The organism is Pseudomonas canadensis (genome assembly GCF_000503215.1).
Taxonomy (GTDB): Bacteria; Pseudomonadota; Gammaproteobacteria; order Pseudomonadales; family Pseudomonadaceae; genus Aquipseudomonas; species Aquipseudomonas canadensis.
In genome coordinates, this window is record NZ_AYTD01000013.1 from 1,040,917 (window position 1) to 1,059,085 (window position 18,169).

The 18,169-nt window shown below is 53.1% G+C and carries 14 protein-coding genes; 4 read left to right on the forward strand and 10 right to left on the reverse strand.

Annotated features, from left to right (window positions below):
• Together U367_RS0113690 and U367_RS0113695 are read right to left on the reverse strand one after the other, a co-directional pair.
• A complete protein-coding gene (locus tag U367_RS0113690) occupies positions 1 to 1,680 on the reverse strand; it encodes an adenylosuccinate synthetase (RefSeq protein ID WP_028617409.1) in 1,680 nt (559 codons plus the stop codon).
• Between the two features lie 3 nt (positions 1,681 to 1,683).
• Positions 1,684 to 2,193 (reverse strand): P-loop NTPase family protein, encoded by a 510-nt coding sequence (locus U367_RS0113695; RefSeq protein WP_028617410.1) that lies wholly within the window; start codon positions 2,191 to 2,193, stop codon positions 1,684 to 1,686.
• A gap of 474 nt (positions 2,194 to 2,667) precedes the next feature.
• Between U367_RS0113695 and U367_RS0113700 the strand changes: the two genes are divergently transcribed.
• Positions 2,668 to 3,357: a hypothetical protein gene (locus U367_RS0113700; RefSeq protein ID WP_028617411.1), complete on the forward strand. Its 690-nt coding sequence runs from the start codon at positions 2,668 to 2,670 to the stop codon at positions 3,355 to 3,357.
• A 165-nt stretch (positions 3,358 to 3,522) separates the two neighbouring features.
• Here the strand turns inward: U367_RS0113700 and U367_RS0113705 are convergent, their stop codons facing one another.
• The 3 genes from U367_RS0113705 to U367_RS0113715 form a co-directional block, all read right to left on the reverse strand.
• Positions 3,523 to 6,168, reverse strand: coding sequence for an AAA family ATPase (locus U367_RS0113705; protein ID WP_028617412.1), 2,646 nt, complete (start codon positions 6,166 to 6,168; stop codon positions 3,523 to 3,525).
• A 373-nt stretch (positions 6,169 to 6,541) separates the two neighbouring features.
• Entirely contained in the window at positions 6,542 to 8,257 is a 1,716-nt protein-coding gene (locus U367_RS0113710; RefSeq protein ID WP_028617413.1) for a hypothetical protein, read from the reverse strand.
• A 230-nt stretch (positions 8,258 to 8,487) separates the two neighbouring features.
• Positions 8,488 to 9,936 carry a hypothetical protein gene (locus tag U367_RS0113715; RefSeq protein ID WP_028617414.1) on the reverse strand — a complete coding sequence of 483 codons (1,449 nt, stop codon included), beginning with the start codon at positions 9,934 to 9,936 and terminating at the stop codon, positions 8,488 to 8,490.
• A 333-nt stretch (positions 9,937 to 10,269) separates the two neighbouring features.
• On the opposite strand from U367_RS0113715, the gene U367_RS0113720 reads away from it, so the two are divergent.
• A complete protein-coding gene (locus tag U367_RS0113720; RefSeq protein WP_028617415.1) occupies positions 10,270 to 11,523 on the forward strand; it encodes a hypothetical protein in 1,254 nt (417 codons plus the stop codon).
• Between the two features lie 143 nt (positions 11,524 to 11,666).
• Entirely contained in the window at positions 11,667 to 12,587 is a 921-nt protein-coding gene (locus tag U367_RS0113725) for an AbiTii domain-containing protein (protein ID WP_028617416.1), read from the forward strand.
• Between the two features lie 27 nt (positions 12,588 to 12,614).
• On the opposite strand, the gene U367_RS1000000132710 is transcribed toward U367_RS0113725, so the two are convergent.
• The 3 genes from U367_RS1000000132710 to U367_RS0113735 form a co-directional block, all read right to left on the reverse strand.
• Positions 12,615 to 12,875, reverse strand: a complete 261-nt coding sequence (locus tag U367_RS1000000132710; protein WP_073860028.1) for an antitoxin Xre/MbcA/ParS toxin-binding domain-containing protein — start codon at positions 12,873 to 12,875, stop codon at positions 12,615 to 12,617.
• A 49-nt stretch (positions 12,876 to 12,924) separates the two neighbouring features.
• Positions 12,925 to 13,422 carry a hypothetical protein gene (locus tag U367_RS0113730; RefSeq protein ID WP_028617417.1) on the reverse strand — a complete coding sequence of 166 codons (498 nt, stop codon included), beginning with the start codon at positions 13,420 to 13,422 and terminating at the stop codon, positions 12,925 to 12,927.
• 403 nt (positions 13,423 to 13,825) lie between these two features.
• Positions 13,826 to 14,575 carry a metallophosphoesterase family protein gene (locus U367_RS0113735; protein WP_028617418.1) on the reverse strand — a complete coding sequence of 250 codons (750 nt, stop codon included), beginning with the start codon at positions 14,573 to 14,575 and terminating at the stop codon, positions 13,826 to 13,828.
• A gap of 218 nt (positions 14,576 to 14,793) precedes the next feature.
• On the opposite strand from U367_RS0113735, the gene U367_RS0113740 reads away from it, so the two are divergent.
• Positions 14,794 to 15,258, forward strand: a complete 465-nt coding sequence (locus tag U367_RS0113740) for a helix-turn-helix domain-containing protein (RefSeq protein WP_028617419.1) — start codon at positions 14,794 to 14,796, stop codon at positions 15,256 to 15,258.
• Between the two features lie 38 nt (positions 15,259 to 15,296).
• On the opposite strand, the gene U367_RS01000000130125 is transcribed toward U367_RS0113740, so the two are convergent.
• Positions 15,297 to 16,829, reverse strand: a complete 1,533-nt coding sequence (locus tag U367_RS01000000130125) for a hypothetical protein (RefSeq protein ID WP_080770665.1) — start codon at positions 16,827 to 16,829, stop codon at positions 15,297 to 15,299.
• Entirely contained in the window at positions 16,798 to 17,850 is a 1,053-nt protein-coding gene (locus U367_RS0113750; RefSeq protein ID WP_028617420.1) for a hypothetical protein, read from the reverse strand. Before U367_RS0113750 ends, U367_RS01000000130125 begins: the two co-directional genes overlap by 32 nt.
• Positions 17,851 to 18,169: the final 319 nt, after the last annotated feature.

Here is an 18,169-nt window from a genome sequence, read left to right on the forward strand (position 1 = left end):
TTATTTCCTGCCCGATCGTGCAGTCCAGTTGCGCCGGTCGATCAGCGAGCGCAGATCGGTGGCACCCGTGTCGCGAGAAAATCGGGTATTGATCAACGAAACAGGTGCTTGGGAAACACGCTCCAGCTCCTCCACAAACTTGATAGTGTCTGGATCGAGTTGCTCAAATCTACGTGCCTTGCTGTTAGAAGAATTGAGGTAATCCGCGAACGTCAAAACGATATCGGTGGGCGCATTGAGCGCACAGGCCTTGCGGAATTGATCCCACTCAAACCAACCCACGCGCCTGTTTCGTCGGGTGGTGGAGGTTTTCTCAGCGGCGTTTAGCGCTGTGCCTTCAAGGCCTGCGAATTCAGCAATTTCGTCGAAGGTCGTTCCGTGCTTGAGCTGTCCAGAAGTGTGGCCCTGGTCTCCGTCAGGATCCCCAACACGGATCGGCATAGGCCGGATAACCATGAGAATTTTGCGAATACGACTGGGTGAGATCCCAGCCTCTGCAAGGCATCCTGCAACATTGGTGTCCCTGGACGTCACGTGCGGGTAGTCGCCATGAAAAATACTCAGTCCGCTCCCCTGCGTGCCCTCCAGCAATATCGAGTGACCATTGCGATAGGCCTCCTCCAGCCTATCTGTTGTACAGCCATGATAATTTCCCTGCGTGCCGACGTAGCAACGTAGCTCCTCGACATCCCGCGCAAGCCTGATTGTCTTTTTGCCTCTGCTAAGGATACGTCGCGCCGCCGCAGCGCCGCTTCCACTGCCCGTGGACGCGATGATCGAGACCAAGTGAACCTGCTCAGCTTCAAGGTCTTCGTCTTCGATAATAGTTGCCTGCGGATCTATGAACAGTCGATCTGGGCCGATATTGCACTCTTCAATTTCCTTCAAAAGTCCCGGCAATCTGATCGTCATGCCAGGGCCCAGAAGCAGTCTTGCACTCACATCCCGCGCCCCGGAAGGCAGGTGGTGATATGTGTAAGGGCCGCGAGGGCTTGCCACTGTGTGTCCGGCGTTGGGCCCGCCGACGCGAACCATGACGTCGTACTCACGAGCTAAGTAAGAAACGATGTTGCCCTTGCCCTCACTTCCGTACTGCCCCCCGATTAACACATCCACACACCTGATTTCTGGTGGAGTGAAGAGATGCAACCGAGCGGCGACTCGCACGAGCGTGTCATTGGAGTCAGATCGTTCGGTGTAAATGCGGACGTCTGCATCCGCCTTGAGCAGTTCGATTTCTGCCTGATCTCTGAGCTGATTGACCTGGTCATAGGGCACAGGCTCAGTCTGCCCCATCACACGTTCTGCATACCGCTTCTGGAGCGTAGGGTCGCTTGCATAGAGATGGACATGGATAAGGTTCGCCCCGAAGGTCTTTCGAAACTCCAGCACCTGCGCCAGTGTGTTCAGGTGATCGACCACCAACGGCGAGCCGTCCGCATCCTTGGCGCACCTCGCATTGGTTTCGTGAAGCATCCAATGCTCATGGTCTGCTCCTTTTAGTTCACGTCGGCGATCAAGCATCGCTGGTTGATCCAGCCGAAGATGCCAGTCGGAATCCTGGGAGGCCCGACGATCGCACACGACGGCAAAGCCATACTCCTTTACCAGTAAGTCGGCCAAACCACTCTTTCCGCTACAGGTCTTTCCGCTGATGACGACGATCTGCCGAGTTTCCATGAACTACTTCTCCCAGATTTCCATGATCTGATCTGCGATATCGGATGGGGTGAGCGCTTCGGTATCTAACATTCGGTCGGCTAGAGCTGACAATGACCGAGCACTCTGCTCGTTTGGATGCAAGACGTCCGCCTCGTACTGCGAGAGTTGATGCGGATTGCGCAAAGCATATCTCCGCTCTAGTTCGGCTTCTGACGCGACCAGGTGCACGTGCCTGACTGCGCCTGCGAAACGAAGCCTGAATAGCTCCGCCTGGCGGGGTTTGCGGACGGCATCAAGTAGCCAATTATCGACGTCAGGGCGAACTGTGATGGCGGGTATCGCCACGGAGTCTATAAGCCATGAAAAATCGGTCTCACAATCTAACGCGTCGCCAAGTTCTTGCAGATTATGGCGGTCAAGCACCTGGTTCCGGGCAGTCAATTCCGCACGCAGGTAAGCACTACTGCTCACGGGTAAAAAGCCATACCGTGCTTGCAGCATTTCAGAAATTGAGGTTTTGCCGCAGGCCATGGGGCCACTTAAAAGAAGTAGTCGCTTCACCGTGATAACTGTCCCTGTCCTGGCTATTCAATATCACGGTAAAGCGTAGCTTAGTTCGTCAATAACACAGCGCGATTGTGCGAGAGGCGCGCGCTCTCGGCGCCCATGGGACAGACCTAGGTTCCGTCTCGGAAAATTTAGCAAGCCTCCTCCGCTGCCGAGCTTTGATCACCTCGGCATAAGACGGCGCCTTCCAGACTCTTTAGGCAATTCGACCGTCAGCGGAACACGTCATAAAGGCCGCGATTTTGCACACAGGCGCAACCCTTCTCCCGTGAGGATTGGAGTCTGGATATACACGTCATGGAGCAGTAGGAACGCTCACCATTTTGGTGAGTATTTTTTAACCAAAACCACTGTTGTATGGTGCCTGTAGAAAGGCTCGGCTGGCGTGCGCATCATTCACAGGCCAGCTTCTCGGATACTTACATGGAGATGGCTAGGATGTACGATTTCAGCGACCAATCGGTAAAAGCGAGGGCATTGTTAAATCAACTTGGTGTCTATGAAATGTCACCAGGGATCTGGGCGTTTACAGACGTCCACACCGCGAGCCACCGCTACGTGCATCACTCTCATCAGCCGGTCGCCCTTGTCGCCTACGCCGCTATTAACCCAACTTTCGCAGCCGGTCGTTTTCCTGGATACACGCTCATCGAACTAGTTGAAAAGGTGCCTTGTCTGGACGGAGTCGAGTATGCAGCCTTGGCAATGGTCTGCCACATCCCCGCTCCGATATTCCCGTCATCGGCAGACCGGGGCGAAAAGTTTGGATTGATCGCATGGGAGATCGTCAAGCGGTACCAGTTGGATGCCTGCTTCACAAAAACCACCCCATACGGGAGCGAAGGAAGCCACTACACCATGCGCCCCTGCGGCTTCGACCATGACCGCTCAGAGCCTGTACCTGGGGCGTTGAAGGCGATGCGTAGCTCGTACCGAAAAATGACTGATATACAGCGTGTGATGGTGCTGACGCTTCTGCACCTGTACTGCCAGGGAACGGACGACTTCTATTTGAAGGGAGGCTGCCCCACCCAGATTTCGGCAGCTGAGGCGCTCCGAGTGCTCCGGGCAGATGGAGATGCGCTGAAGCTGTGGGGACAGCTCGTTACACATTACGCCGGCTGGTGATGCCGATTCCATGCCTGGTACCCGGCTCTGAGGCAGGCACAGCCTGCCGATGTTTTCCTGCTCCTTACTTTACGAGGTAGGACTTATTGGGTGCCCCACCACTTCTGCCTACCGGTGCAGGGCTTCTCCGTATGCCGGTAGCAGGGCATCATCATTCTACGGCGATCATGGCCCGCGTAGACGAAGGGTGTTAATGCCCTCCAGCAGCACCACCACTTGCTCAACCACGCCGGCATCAAAGTCTTCCCGGTCAGCCTCTTCATGGGTGCCTTTGTTCAGGTACCCCCAGACCAGTGTCTGCTCACCAATGCCTAGAATCTGAACCAGCGCATCGATCAACGGTTGTTTATCGACATGCTGGAAAGTATTAGCGCCCCGCAGCTTTGAGCATATCGATGAGCACAGGTTACTCAGGCTCGGTTGATCGCCATCCCTAGCTAACTGGACGGTGAGCACACCCTGACTACATTTCCCCAGCCATTTCCAGATCTTCGACGTGAGCATCTCTAGTGCCTGCCGCGAGAACTGCAGGGCGGCCCGGTGATCACCACGATCCACTGCAGATCTGGCCAGTACGAGGTAAGCCTGAGGCGGAACGTTGCGGATCACGCGAGGGTGATAGTTCCCCTGATGGTGCAGGAAGGCATACGCCAGCCACTGGTTCTGCTCCACATGATTCTGGATATCCTTGATGAACTCGCTGCTGTGGCAGGTGACAATGATCTGGGTATTCGCAAACCGCTCGCTCTCGAACAGCGCCTCTCGGATCCCTTGACGGTGTTCATGGTCGATGGCATTGATCGCATCGTCAAAGATCACAGCGGGTGCCTGAATGCTCGACACTTTGGCCAACAGAATCGCAAGTCCCAGGCATCGAACATGCCCCTCACTGAGCACTTGAAGAGCGTCGACTCGGCGCCCTGGAGCTCCTCGGAAGCAAAGTTCGATTCGGCCTTCGCCAGTTAACGGCAGATGCAACTCAGCGAGTTTGTCCTCGTCTGCATCGCGCACGTTGAACTCGTTATAGAGCTCCAGCGCTTGTGCATTCAGGCCAGCCATCAGAGTGCCTGGCAGCTCTGAGCGGTGTCTTCGCAGCAACGCCAAGAACTCGGCATAAGCCGCCTGGATTCTCGCCTCAGCGGTAATCAGTTCGCGCTCAGCTCCCGCCGCTGCGATCAGCTCAGCGTTCTGCGCTTCAAATTCAACGATGCGTTGTCTTGCAGTACCGACGAGGGTCTGAGCTTGCTGCCTCCTGGCCGCATGCTCGGCTAATGCAATTCGAGCGCCGTTAAGACGATCCCGCTCATCGACCAAAGCCTGTCTATGTTCCAGGTTCAGTCGGGTAGCAGCATCGATCTGTTCCAGTTGAGCTGCCCAATTCACAGCCTGTTGTGCCACTGACAAAGCCCCGCCGATTTCGTTGTATCCCAGTTTCCACCACGCGGTATCAGCAACTACACCGGGAGCTGCCAAGTAGCGAACTATAGCGCTCTCACCTTCATTCCCTGGGGTAGCGCGTTGAGCAAATTGGGCCATGTAAGCACTCAGCGCATCAGACGCAGCCCTCCGATGCCCTATCGCGGCTTGGTAGCTTTGCTGCAGCGCCGTCAGCGCACGCAACCGCTCAAGGCCCTGCGTGGCTTTTTGGTAAGGGTTTACCTGCGCATGTGGATCACCATGTAACGGTGTATTGCAGGCCGGACAGCGATCGGGAGAGACAACCTGTAGACGCTGAACAGCAGTGAAGAGCGCTTGGTAATCAACATCGCTATGTTGCTGAGCTAGCCGTTGCGATAGCGATTCAACTTCGTTGTGAGCCTCATCAGCTCTCTGGTAGGCAGCCAACAGGCTCTGCTGGCTGACTCCGTGAAGCATGGGAGGTGGCTGATTGAGCGTGGCCTCCAGCTCTTGAAGCCTTCCGGGCACACCAAAAAAACCCACGGTTTCTTGAAGCTGCCTGTAGGACATGCCTCCCGCAAATTGATGAGCGTAAGCTTCTTCGACTCGCTGAAAGTCAGCTCCTGCAAGCGCCTCTCCTGCCACGATCCCCATGTCATTGGCAATAGAGTTTCGCCGGAGCTCTAACTCTTGCGCTCTCAGCGGCGCAAGGTTGAGCTGGTCTGTCAGCGACTCGTTGAACTGCGCCACGAACTCGTTGTAATGATCCATACCAAACAGCGCCGCTATAAGCTCGGTCTTCTGCCCGGCAGGCTTGGCCGCAATCCTTGAAAACGAGTCAATCCGATTTTTTTCGATGAAGCAGAACCTATAAGCGTCTGCATCAGCATCGATCGCCATGGGCTGGCCGGCTAAGTTGACACCCCGAAGCTGGGGAGCAACAAAGCGATTCTCATGGATATTGCGAAGGTACTGCCCTGCATCGATACGCTTCTGTGCTCCTTCATCGACAGCGCCGAGCAAGGCATACTCTAGCGCCTCACAAAGGCTGGTTTTTCCGCTACCGTTAGGGCCATAGAACAAAACAAGGCGCTTGGTGAGATCAAATGTCTCAGAGTTTCGAAAACCTCGAAACGGGCCAATCGTGAGCTCGGAAAGACTTCGCCAATGCCATCCGCCCCCCGCCGCGAGAGCGTTCAACCAGGGTAATCCATTATTGGTTTCCGCGAATCGGCCTCTAGCGAGCTCCACAATACGGATGGCTCGCTGGCTACGATTACGGGACGTTAAAGAAATTGCGTCGAAATGCTGCAGCACCAGGTTGCCCATTCGCCGCGCGTCATCCGATGCCACAGTCCCAGGGTCGTGAAGCCAACGTACGAAATGCTGATAGTCGTGTGCCGCAGATGCCATGCGTGCCTCCCCATGCTAACGCTTGACCATACTCAGTCCGCTGGGACAGCGTCCTATGCGAGCCCAATAACCTGTCAGGTTCTCAGTGCACATCTCATGATAGCTACTCGCCAGGATTGAATGACCCACGAGCCAGATTTCCGTGTCGAGAGCCCTAAACCCGCTTACTCAGATCTAGTCATGATCCGGCATTACATAAGTGCCGATGACTGCACCATCTTGGGCGAGCAGACACCAGCCTCACCCTCGCCACACGACCTACGTCAAAGAGGACTTGAAGCCATGCGTCGCGCCACATTTCAGCCCCAACATTCTTGCCACGTCTTCCTCACCCGCTGCGTCTTGACCGATTAATGAAATAATCTGTTTCGACCTAACGGACAACAATAAGGAATTTCTGATTTCCGGGCTCACCAGGTGCGTCGAGAGTGTCAATAAAACGATAGCCGGTTGCCAGCGACTCCGCCTCATTCTTCTCCAGCTCCCCACTAGAAAGATAGCTATTGTATTCTATATCAATATAGCCATTAACTTGAGGAACGGTAAACTCAATCGTGTATTCACCCACACGAATAGATTCAGTCTCTTCCTTATAAGTTGAGCGGATGTAACGCTGCATATTCCAAAGATACCACAAGATAAAGTTCGTATCGCCATCACTTCGAGAAACAACATGATTCAGCATGGTGTTATTGAGTATAGCGGTTGAGCGCTCAGGAAAGAAAGCCCCCATACTTTGCGATGTCACGACCAGAAAATCAATTGTAATACAATAGCCAGTTGGGAATAGCTTATCGATATCCAAATCAGGAAAGTTTTTTGCAATAAGCCTTTGCAAAAGCTCTACACCTTCAGCAGCCGCCAAAAAACCCTTAAGTTTTTCAGCCTGCTCAAGCGCTTTTGTAATGGCGCCTTTCTTGCCTTTCGTCTTAAGATATTCCTTGGCCCAAGTGGCGGGCAAATTGTTTTTTACTTCGCACACAAATGCATGGAACCCTAATGAGGGTTCGTATGACAGTGCAAGCACATCGATGTCTGGCAAGGATGGATCATAGCTCTGAAGAAGAATTTCCTTTTCTGTTCTAAAATTCCGAAACTGCGCAAACAGGTCAGATATTTCATCCACCAATGCGGCACCAATTAAACCCGCAAACTGCCCAGAAAACCGGTCACTATCTCGACCAGCGTACTGCTTCAGCATGGAAGAGATACCATCTTTCAAAGAAAAACTAAACGGTAACAAAAGATACTTACACTCAGCCTGAAGGTAATTAAATGTCCCGCGCGAACTACTGGCTATGTCCCTGAGGATAACCGAGCACTTCTCCGTAGGCAGGCCGGCAATGCGGCTTGTTTCCTCTACTAATTCAGCTTCACCCAGCGTAACCACGCACGACAACTGGTTGACAGAAGCGTGGTACCTCTCATAGATCGCGAATAGCAAAAAGCCATAATACACTTTATAAAATTCACTATATGTATAACTACCAAGAGCAGCATCGCAAACTTCTGGCACATATGAGAAGAACGCTTCAATCTTACTATCGGCTTGAGACCTTACATGACCGAATATTTTCTCCATATCAGGATTATTATGATCCCACCGTGCAGTCGTGCCGAGCATCTTGAAGAATTCGTCTGGTAATGGCTTTTCTTTGCGAAGTAAGGTTGAGCTAAGAGCGAACAGCTGATGCTCATATACGATTTGCTCTGCAAAAGTATTATCTTGAAGCTTAACAGATATAGTAGCGTCGTGCTCAGACCAGTCGACAGACTCCGGATTGTCGTAGGATAAAAATATTAGGTCACGCAGCCAGTGATAAGCAGATGAAAATGAAAAAATGTCTGGCCAATCTAATTCATCCACACTCAGGGAAGGAACATCAGCCTTATAGTTTTGCACGAGCTTCTCGGTATAAACATCCAGGGCAGGACGTAATCCCTCTCCTGCCCGAAAATCACCTCGACTATAGTGTTGCTCGACAAGCTCAAACAAAATTTCAAGCGACCGCTCAGCTTGGCCAAGCAACGCCACATTCTTATCAAGCCCATCATCTAAGAGCTTATCGACTCGCGATCTCAATTCCATTGAACACCTATATTACCCATGATAAAAAAGCCAAGAACCAGGTACAAAATTTTGACTCTTAACTGACCGCCCAGAACTTAATCAGAACTAACACATCATTAATTCGAAAACCATCTCACCTCAAGGATCTACTATTACTATAGGTTTCTTCCGATATTCCTCGTATGCGTTTGGTGGACTATCAAGCATTATGCTGATGAAAGCTTTGAGCCAGGAAATCGATCAGTATTCTAAGGAAGATAGGCAGCCGAGTCCTTGAAAGACGTTGAGAGCTCAATGGTATTTCCTGTGATCTCCAACTCTCGTTTCTCCAATGCTGGGATCAATTCAGGCTTCATGTCTCCGCACTCCACAATCTGGCGAGCTTCCTTAGGATGGCCCAGATAACTAGTAATAGCTCCGCCGATCAGCACCTCGCGCTCACGCATTTCTTCAACGTCGGCTGAACCACCTGAGCTATCGATCAATCCAGCATAAGGTGATGACATCATTTTCACTTGGGAAAGCGTGAACGGGTAAGTCACTTCATCGAGGCGGTAGGCTTGGTTTTGAGAGATAAGCACGTCGAGCTCGTTGGCTTCAGCCATCACGCTGGGCGCAATCTTCTGCCCACGCATCTGTAGCGCCGAAGCAATCACCTGGGCCTTCATTGCCGACAAGCTCGGATAGATGTAACTGCTCATGGAGTGATAGTACTCCAACTGCTGGATGGCAGAGGCCTTGAGGAGTTGCTTGAGCTCTTTCGTCAGAAACTCATCACTCTGTTTTCTGCAGACTTGGAGCATGCCTTTACGGTAAACGTCTTCATAAGCCGATGTCATGGCGCTAGCGCGGAGCCCCTGATGGTGATACGACTCCAGAAGACCCACCATGCTCTTCATTTTTTCAAAAACCTCTGGGTCAATGTCCAAGACGATTTTCTGCAAATGGTTCTGCATGGCCACTAATTGCTGCCCTACCGGGAGGGTACAATAGTGATCAAACTCAAACGATGAGAGGAAAAGGCTTTTGTCCATCTCATTTTGGCAATGCACGTAGGCCTCGCTTAACAAGTCGCTCTGCTGAACGAAACTCTGTACACCAACACCGGTGACACCCTGAACCCGATCCATAGCCGCCTTGTAATCGATGTATTCATTCGCGCCGTAACCAGCAAGTGCAATCAGTCCGCACAAGGTGCCCGCTCTTACAACCCACTGCCAAGTGTTTGTCTTTGCTACAGTTTGGGGATAGAAGGAGCGCTGGACTGATTCATGTTCTCGGATCACATCTTCTATTGTCTGCCACCCCCAGACGTCTACCGCAAATCCGCCGGTCGCCTGGTGAGCTTGGGTGATTTCGAGCGCACGATCACAAAGTTTAGTGTCGTCAGGTGAGCTGGTGAGGATCACGAAAATATCAATCTTGAACTTGAAATCGCGTGCTTTGTTTACTGCTTCGGTAATGTCACCCGGGGTAAGGACGCTCCCGTACCCTGCGTCCTTACTCTTGCTTTGCACCGCTATGAGTTTGCCATCGCGGGTATAGGCATACGAATCGATGCCTCCTTGCCATTGACCATTACGCCCGTAGGACTGAAAGTCCAGACCGAAGTGGGCGCTCGCGACCGCTACGGACAAACGCTGGAACTGCTGCCAATCGGCGGGGATACGATACTGGGCAGCGTGCGAAGCAGTCATACGAATCTCTCAGTGCTAAAGGATGATCAGGGGTGAGCCGGCAGACCGTACCTGCATCGGCAGCATCCATGCCATCTTGACGCGACGCGCACCTGCATCGTTCGGATATCGCATGAAGGTCACCAGCTCAGTACTTTGCTCGATGAGGTATCGACTGAGGAATACACTGGGGGTCGAGGCTTTTTGACTGCGATCGTGATGCGTCAAAGCTGATGGGATGCCCGGTGTCGGTTTTCCTCCATGTGGTCGAGTGCAGGCGATACCACCGATACTGATCAGGAATGGAGCTATCACCGAGCGCTCCTCCCATAGGTGCCATGCAGGAGTCACCTTTTGACCACTCAACCATCGACCCCTTCGCTGTGCATATACTGTAATGGGACTGGGCCCTTCTCTGCCGAGCATGTCATCAGTGCAGGGCTTGGAGCAGACGACAATCGCTTTCTACTGGTCGACATGGTTTGCCGGCGTTGCAACACAGACGTCTTTGGCAATTTGGAGCGGGAGGTACTGCGAAGTTCCCCCATCGCCATAGCGCGGGCATTCATGCAACCGCATGGCCGCGATCGAGGTAAGCTCACCACTGCGCCCGGCATCCAGGCCAAGCACAAACAGATGGCCAATGCATTGGGATATCCGGATGAAGTTGACTTTGGGCCACACGCTAAGCCGATAGTCCTACCGCAGCTAAAGATAACCGGGGAGAAATCCTTTGAGTCCACTGCTGCTGGCCTGGACGACCTGTGCAGCTTCGTCACGTCACTGTCGACCATATTCCAGGCATCTCAACTTACTTGTATCCGCAAGCGTGGCCCTGAGCATGATCTGAGGTACGAAGCCATCACCATGGTTCGCTCAGGCAAGACCTTCACCCAAGTAGATGGGTCGAGTTTTCTGGCCCGGCCTCCCCGGCATGGCGTTTGGCTGGAGCGTCACGACAAGACCCACACGAAAGGTTCGACCCCAGCGGCAACGATATTCCAAAACCTGAATAGGGGGATTGTGCTCAAGACCTCAAGTGCCACGATCGAGGACGCGCTCAATTTCTTCGCCTGTGCAGTCGAGCAGTTTTCATTCGAGACCCAGGTTACAAAGGACATCGAGGGGCCCATCGTGTCCGTGGGAATGTCAGTGACCATCGGCGCGATGGAGCGGGTCATCGCAAAGATTGGTGTAAATCTGCTGGCCCATTATCTAGGCCGGGATTATGTGGCCGATCCCAGCTTGCGACAGATCAAGGAAGGCATATTGACAGGGACGCCGCGTGTGCATGTCGACATCGTCGATGATGATTCTCTAAAAACGATGCTCGACGCCGCACCCGACAACCACCACGTGCTTATCCTCATCCAAGTCAGCCAGCCCGGAGGGCGAGCAGCACTCATCCTGGTAGCGAAGCTCTATGGTGTAGCCCACATCACACGCTTGGCGCTCGATGCCCCAGAGCCCCACCTGCCGCTCCCAGTGTTCTTCTTGGTCGACTACCTCAACCACGAGGTGAAACAGCGGTCACTGCTTGAATACAGCGAGTATCTGGCTCATAAAGGCATCACCAGGATGCAAGCCCGTTATGGCTCGACGGAGTAGATGACGGCTGCCAAGGATAACTAATAAATCGAAGCGGCAGCGAAGCTAAATGTATCAGTAGGGCTGCACCAAACGCCATCCAGCTTCGGCACTCTATAGTCATATACGCACCATCCAACGTCCCTCGAAGCCGAGACCGTCTGATGCCCCTTATCCATGACATACAAGCTGCGGCAATCGCCAAAGACCATGACATCCCCACCTTGCTACGAATGTGCAAGCTCCTAGCAGCCCGCATATCTCATCAAGCATTTGGGGAGTGGGTCGACCATGAGCTCAATGGCTATCCCAACGTCAGTGAGCTACCTGATTACCGGATCATCCGGGTTGATTCGTACGGGTCATTCGACGGAGGCTTCCGCCAAGCGAACAAGCTACAAATTTCTGTGTCTGTCTTGCCAACCGAACTCCAAGGGCATTACCGCCATGCTTATATGGGTAGCAGCATTAGCGCTTACGTCGCGTTGCTATCAGAGGGGACGTCAGGCAGTGTCCAAGAACCGTGGCCTGTTGAGCTCGCCGTTCACTATGCTTCGACGCTCACCCCCGGTATGCAATGTTATCAAGCTTGGAAAGAGATCCCGATTGGAGCCATTGTACGACTGATGGACTCTGTCAAAACGAGGGTGCTCGGCTTTGTAATTGACCTCGAACGAGAGGCACCTAATGCTGGAGAACTTCCAGTAGGTAGCCAGCCACCACTTAGCGGTGAAAAAATGACACAGATATTCACAACGAACATTACTGGTAACGTCGGCAACGTTGCGAACGCCAGCTCTAATTTCAGCCAATCGTCATCCACTATTACCAAACCTGGCAACTGGGAGGCTCTTCAAGCTCGTTTAGGGGAACTGGGACTGACCGTTGGTGATACAAGCGGACTCCAGGCGGATGTTGAACGTGCACTTGCAACAGGAAGCGAGGAAGAAAAAAAGAAGACGGCAGCTACATGGATTGGTCAGCTTGCTGGAAGGGCCGCTTCAGGCGTCGCGGGAATAAGCATCGAAGCCGCCGCCGCAGGCATTGCTAAAGCGATCGCCGCATATCTCGGCATCGCTGGGTAACTGTTGGACTTCCCCCGTTGCGCCTAGTTAGAAGCAGATTCCGTGGTGAATGCGTATGAGCCATTCATGGATATCTCCATAGCCTCTGGAGCTACTGAGCTGGGTGCACGGGGATTTGTAGCTCAGGCCGACAATAGGCCTGCTTAGCCAACATTGTGCTTTTCTTCGATTCCCGAACACTCCCTCCGCAATTGAAAGAATTTGCTCGTATCGACCCAAGTAGCAACGATGCCCAGCACTCCAACATCCGACCGACGAATAAACGCATATCGCAACAATGCTTAGCATACCCACGCCTCAGTCTCGTTTTGGCCGTTAATGAAACTTCACCTCAACCCTACCGAACCGTTACTCCGTGCGCCGCAAACTCACCAACTAACTTCTTACGACTCAACAGCCCCGGCAGTCTGAAAATATTCCTGTAGCCATACCAAAAGGCCATAGGAATCAGGAAGAGACCAAGGCCGAACGTAGCGGTTGCAGCGATCACCCCAACGGGAATGGCCGCCACTGTAATTAAGATGCCTTTTAGCACCGTCGATCGAGCGATGACTCGTAGATCGTCAAAGTCATACTCAACCTTACCACCCGCCTTTTCGATAGCAACAACAATAATTGATTTTTTCGCCGAGTGCTTGTAATACCAAGTTCGCGGAGAGTCAATAGTCAGTGCACCATGCCTAGTGAGATACTTAGGAATTACGACCTCCTTGAAGTACGATGTTGCGCCCTGCTCATCCTCAATCCTCACGCGGGTGTAAAGGCCATCAATTTCACCGAGATTCTGAACATCGTAGTTCTTTACAATGATCTTTGCCTTTTTCAATTCAGACATGCACTTTCCTTAAATACGTCTAGCCTGATAACTTTCCGCAAGATGGCGACCATATAAAAATCGAATCAACTATAAATAATCAACTCGCGCGTAGTATTACTGTTTGAGAAACACCATCGAAGCATTCCTCTACGAACAACAGATGGCTCACAGCTACATAGCAAGATCCTAAGACAGTCAAGAACAAGGTATAGCCGTGCTCCTGGCGTGTTTCCTGAACAGCGCTCGTCGTAATGCTGTCGCCGTCTTCGTAACGGCTGAGTGCATCACCGAAGATTGCACCTCTGACACCTCCCTCCTTTAGGCGGGCGTCAAGCAAATATCCGGTTACAGGCTGACTGAAGCTTTGCTGAGCCGCCGCAGCTAGTTTCTCTAAATAATTTGACATTTCAAACTAGCAAACTTAGTTAATTTCAAGAATGAATTCCTTATCGAAGCCACAATCCTCATTTGGATATCCCCGTGGATTACTGACAAGACGACAACCGGCTACCATCATATCTACCGGGCTATGCGTGTGCCCGAAAACCCAATAATCAGCTTTACCCACCAACTCAGGCCACTCATTTGAATAAGCAGGCATAAGTTCCGAATCCTTCTCTGGCCCAGACAGCTCAGTTAGAGGGCAATGATGTGTGACCACTAAAGTCTGGCCGTCAAATTCCTTGGCTAATTCTTGACTCAGATAATCATAGGTTTGATGGTTCCGATTGATGACATCATCAATACTGAGGGCTCGGTACCCCTGCCCGGCTCTGATCAAGCGAAAGTCGTTCATGCTCCTGCGCGCCTCTTGCGAGGACTTGTGAACACTCCCCTTCGTTGAAAAATCTGTCCAGGCAGTGGCTCCCAAAATCCGAATGCCTCTGTACATCATCGATTCGTTTTCAAGGACATGGACGTTGCTGCCGGCAGCTGAGTTTTTCATGGACAAGAGCGTTCGATCGAAATGGCCTTTATAAAATTCGTGATTGCCACAGACATACACGACCGGGACATCAAAGGATACCTGGGCCCATGTGACACCCCTGGACTTCGTATGGATGTCACCCGCGAGGATGACTAGATCGACGTCGCTGGTCGCGTTCCCGAGGTCGACTTTCGCCTGGGCACCGAACTCAATGTGAAGGTCAGAGTAGATCCGGACTCGCAAGAAGCACTCCAGCAGGCAGTCAGGCTCCGAGCGCCTGGTAGTGGATGATCGAATTAGCCTTATATTGAAACGGCTGTCTCTAGAAGGCTGGCGGAACTCAGGTGAGAGAAATGTCCAGGCAGCGGTGTAAGTGCCGCAAGAACCAAACGATTTAAATATATAGATTTGTTTGGATCATCGCAAACACGGCATACCGTTTCTTTTTTGGAAGCCGTGAAATGTCGATTCCCAAGGGCTTCGCGTCCGCGCTGCGGCTAGTCCGCGTCAGCCGCCAACTGAATCAAAAAGACCTTGGCGACCAGATTGCTTCGTCACACATCAGTCAGCTGGAAGCAGGAAAAACGAGCCCGACGCTGAAGCTCATTGTTGAGCTGGCGAGTGCTTTGGGCGTGGAGCCAGTTGCTCTATTCACTGTTGCCCTCGCAGCCGAGCGTGGCGTCACTCCCAATCACCTGCTGGCTCAGGCGGCTGCCGATCTGGAGAAGCTGCACCTGCTCAACGCTGTCCCTCCAGCTGAGCCTAGTGCCATTGATGCTCCTCACCCCACCATCGCGCGTGCAAACAAGGCCAATGCTGACGTGCAAAGGCTGAAGGCTCAGGGACTGAGTCGGCTAGAGGTTGCCCATGAGCTGGGGCTGTCTAAGACCACCGTGCAGCGTTACTGGACGTCTGCTGTTGAGTGATTGGCTTCGAAATGACACTTGCCAGTCGTGACATTTAGCTACCCTGCGCACCGCAGAACCACTTTATTCAAAGTTCCCACAGAGGGCGCCTCTCTTATCTCTGAAGGCTTCTCCGGCGTCTTCAACTTTGGCATCGGTTGGGGCAGTGGCTCATCGGTTAGTGGCTGTGGGCTTTGCGGGACAAAAGGAGCTGTTGCCGGAGCAGGAGGCATCGTTGGGACTATCGGAGTAGTCACAGAAGGTGTGGTGTAAAGAAAGGCGAAGGTAGCGATCCCCAATGCAGAGGCGACCAGCATGGCCAGTCCTATGCGACTGACCCCGTAAAAAAAGCTCTCAGCCTGCTCAATCGGATCGCCTACCATTTTCTTGTATTCGGCTTCTGAGAGAAAACGATATAGCTTCGACTGCCAATCCTGGCGCAGCTGTCGCTGAATGTTGATGAACTTCCGGCCCGACATCACGTTCAGCGTCGTGTAGCCGAATGCAACCGCCATCACAAGCGAAATGAGGTACGGGTTGATCTGCAGCGTGAGCCGCGCAACGATCAGGCCCAAACCCACAGTCAATGCTGTCGAGATTGCTGCGATTGCCTGGCGGGTCGCCTCTGTCGCTTTGGACGTTTCTTCAGTGACGGCCTTGCGAAGGTCTCCTAAGGATTTCAGGGTATCCTTGGTGATCTCCGAGACCGCCATCTGGTAGGCGATCTTGGCGCAATCCAGCGCCGCAGCAAGGTTTTCCCTGAAATACTGAAGTGCCTCTCCGTCTGCCCTGCCCGATCGAGCAATCTCAGCGGACAGCAGAATATGCTTCACTTCAGCTTCACGTGCGTTTTCGAACACCCAAACGGCGGCATCCTGTACGACCTTGAAGTCATTCAGGGTGATCTGCTTGGCACCATCGTTCGCTTCCGCGAGTGTCAGGTTGAGCTTGGGCGGCCCTTTGAAACTCAGCTTACTCCCGCTAACGTCGATTTCGTTCGCAAAACAACGACTTAGAGCGTCAAAGGCTTGGGTCGCCCAGACCATGTGCATTAGGTCAGCTTCATCAAGCTCATGGCTTTCTGCGAGCAACCAGTGGCGAACGTCCTCAGGCACAGTACGGACGTCAGCTGACTCTTTCACCAAAAGCCGGGGCGACTTCGTCGCTTGAGATTCGACATAGGGCTCATCTATGCCCCAGTCGCTATAAGCGCGTGCCCGAGTATTGAAGGGCCTCAGCAGGCCCAGGACGTACCATCGTGATGCGGAATGGCCGTTATCGAGGAAGGCTTTAAAGCCCGCCTCTGTGGCCACGTACAAGGCCGCAGTCTGATCATGCTCCTGCGGAAGCGGTTTCACGAGCTCAGCGCGAAACGGCCCGAAAGCCTCATCCCCCTCTTCGACCTCGGTTTCGCCGCCAGCGCTGTCATACATGGTGATCGACCAGGCAGCAGCGGAGGCGGCCAGAGCGATTGACCTAGCAGCATCAGCAGGCAGGTTAGAGACAATGAGGGTGGCATTCCCCTCAGTGATCAGCGCCTGACCTTTACGTGACAGGTCGTTAAGTAGGCTGGCCAGGCTTTGGTGTGACAACGCTGTCCTCCGTGACCCTGTCTGTATCCACGATGATTTGCTTCTTGCCCCCTTTCAGCTCCACCACCTTTACGTTCGGGTTTTCCGCCCGGTCGGGGAACAGGATGGTGACGCCTTCGGTCGTGACGATCTTGCGCATGTATGGCTGCCGGAGGATCTTGCGATCGGGCTCGAAGCTAAGCTCATGCAGCTTGCTCTTCTTAACGCGGGTGCGGGTCTCTTTCTCAAGGCGACCGGCTATCTTCTCATCTTTTGGATGACCGGCAGCCAGCATCACCGCCTCCACAATCGCATCTTCATCAATCAGCTTGCGGGTGCCGAGGTTTGCTTGGGCTTTCTTCAGGGCCTTGGCCACATCTTGGCCTGGCAGATGCTCGATACAGGCCTGGAGCGCCGCCTTGAGCACCCTGCGGGTAAGCTCGCTCAGTTCCGTGTCTGAGACGTCCCTGGTCACCGACAAGAAGTCGGCGAAGTAATCGGCCAGATCCACACCATGCTTCGTACGGTCGGTGGCCGAAATATTCTTGTCGGCAGCACCACTGATTACACGGACGAGCGCTGTCTTCTGGATGGCCTTCTTTTCGTCTACCAGGGCGTTCACGATCCGGCGCAGCGTGTTCCCTGGAGCACCGTCGTTCTGCTCCAAGGCCAGCTTGTAGTCGTACTTGATCAGGCTGTAAATCTTCACATTGGGGTCTTTGACCGACAGCTCGAACATCAACAAAACCCCGTCAGCACTGCCGCCGACGTGTGCCCGGCTGAAGCTGGCAGCCAGACTCTGAGCACCATCGACGAACGGGATGACCCCAGTTGCAATGGCTTCAATTTCGTTCCGGGTCGTAGACACAGCCTTGAACATGAAGACCGGCGCAGCAGCCATGTCCACAATTTTACCGATAAAGAATCCTTCCTCCTCCAAGGCGCGCTCCGGCTGTGCCTCGAAGCTCTTGGTACCCACCACGTGCAGGATCATCCGAGTGATCTTGAGTGAATCTATTTCTTCGTCCGAAAAAAAGCTCATGCAATCTCCATGTAAGTAGCACCCTCCTGTCCGGCAGAAGGAACCACTCGCCTCAGCAGGTACCTAGGCGGCAATGACGCATCGATTGCAGCCTTACAGAGGCCGGTGCCATCCCCGTAAACGTGGGATAGGGCGCGATGCAGTGGTCGAAGCATATACGTAAAGACTGGCAAGCAGCCAGTATGTAGGGCCACGTGTCACTTGGGTGGGATAGATAGGAACTACACGAACGTTGGAGAGGATCCGCGACTGGAGGGTGTCCATTCGGAGCGGAAAAAATGGACTTTGAGCTACATTGGTTAAGGCCAGTGTTTACGGG

Bases quoted from the DNA above. Each gene is read 5' to 3' on its own strand.
- U367_RS0113750 (WP_028617420.1), bottom strand. From the start codon at position 17,850: ATGAGCTTTTTTTCGGACGAAGAAATAGATTCACTCAAGATCACTCGG.
- U367_RS0113740 (WP_028617419.1), top strand. From the start codon at position 14,794: ATGTCGATTCCCAAGGGCTTCGCGTCCGCGCTGCGGCTAGTCCGCGTC.
- U367_RS0113730 (WP_028617417.1), bottom strand. From the start codon at position 13,422: ATGTCTGAATTGAAAAAGGCAAAGATCATTGTAAAGAACTACGATGTT.
- U367_RS0113705 (WP_028617412.1), bottom strand. From the start codon at position 6,168: ATGGCATCTGCGGCACACGACTATCAGCATTTCGTACGTTGGCTTCAC.
- U367_RS0113710 (WP_028617413.1), bottom strand. From the start codon at position 8,257: ATGGAATTGAGATCGCGAGTCGATAAGCTCTTAGATGATGGGCTTGAT.
- U367_RS0113725 (WP_028617416.1), top strand. From the start codon at position 11,667: ATGCCCCTTATCCATGACATACAAGCTGCGGCAATCGCCAAAGACCAT.
- U367_RS1000000132710 (WP_073860028.1), bottom strand. From the start codon at position 12,875: ATGCTAAGCATTGTTGCGATATGCGTTTATTCGTCGGTCGGATGTTGG.
- U367_RS0113690 (WP_028617409.1), bottom strand. From the start codon at position 1,680: ATGGAAACTCGGCAGATCGTCGTCATCAGCGGAAAGACCTGTAGCGGA.
- U367_RS0113700 (WP_028617411.1), top strand. From the start codon at position 2,668: ATGTACGATTTCAGCGACCAATCGGTAAAAGCGAGGGCATTGTTAAAT.
- U367_RS0113695 (WP_028617410.1), bottom strand. From the start codon at position 2,193: ATGGCCTGCGGCAAAACCTCAATTTCTGAAATGCTGCAAGCACGGTAT.
- U367_RS0113715 (WP_028617414.1), bottom strand. From the start codon at position 9,936: ATGACTGCTTCGCACGCTGCCCAGTATCGTATCCCCGCCGATTGGCAG.